The organism is Leisingera sp. F5 (genome assembly GCF_001593695.1).
Map to the genome: position 1 here is coordinate 1 of NZ_LUKH01001420.1, position 1,036 is coordinate 1,036.

Here is a 1,036-nt window from a genome sequence, read left to right on the forward strand (position 1 = left end):
CGCCCAGCGTCTTCCAGACCACACCGCCCCAGCCGGCCTCAAAGGCGCGGCGGACGTTGTATTCCTTGTCGGTTGGCGGCGCCGAGGCCAGCCAGAACGGGTTCGGGGATTTAATCCCCAGAAATTCTGTTGTCAGATCAGCCATTTGATCTCTCCTCTTCAGGCTAGCTTGGCGCAATCAACTTGCGCCGCACTGGCTCAGCCCATCAGGCTGGAGTGAATATCCATTGCAGCATCGCGGCCCTCGGCCACGGCAGTCACGGTGAGGTCCTCGCCACCCGAGGCGCAGTCGCCCCCGGCCCAGACCCCGGCCATCGACGAGCGCCCTGTCTCCGAGACCTTGATTTTGCGGCCCTCAAGCTCCAGCGCGTCAGGCTGGCCTTCCAGTGTCTGGCCAATGGCCTTGAACACCTGATCAGCAACCAGACGCACGGTCTCGCCGGTGCCGGAAACCTTGCCACCGGCAACCGCAGTATACTCCAGTTCGATCTCAGCAGCAGCACCATTGCCAAGCACTGCCTTGGGCATGACATTGAACATCAGTTTCACCCCCTTGGAGGCGGCCAGATCCTGCTCGAACCGGCTGGCGCCCATGTCCTCACGCCCGCGGCGGTAAGCTATGGTGACATTTTCAGCACCCAGCAGCTTCGATTGCACTGCGGCGTCCACCGCAGTCATGCCGCCGCCGATCACCACCACATTGCGGCCCACCGGCAGCGCAGTCAGGTCCTCCGCCTGGCGCAGCTCAGCAATGAATTCCACCGCGTCGCGCACGCCGTCCTTATCCTCACCGGGCGCACGCAGGGCATTGACCCCGGCCAGACCGATGGAAAGAAACACCGCGTCATAGCCGGACGCCAGCCCGTCCAGCGACAGATCCGCACCCAGCTTCTTGCCGTAATCCATTGTAATACCGCCAATCTTCAGCAGCCAATCCACTTCGCGCGCAGCAAAGCCGTTGGTGGATTTATAGGCGGCAATGCCAAATTCATTGAGGCCGCCTGCCTTGGACTTGGCATCATAAACCACCACGTCA

General features: G+C 61.9%; 1 protein-coding gene and 1 pseudogene. Both read right to left on the bottom strand.

The window, feature by feature from the left end; genetic code table 11:
- Positions 1-145 (bottom strand): annotated as a pseudogene (locus A2I95_RS41930) (NAD-dependent dihydropyrimidine dehydrogenase subunit PreA); the annotation flags it as partial.
- 53 nt (positions 146-198) lie between these two features.
- Positions 199-1,036: FAD-dependent oxidoreductase (locus tag A2I95_RS41935; protein WP_291738157.1), on the bottom strand; the 838-nt coding region annotated here is incomplete at its 5' end.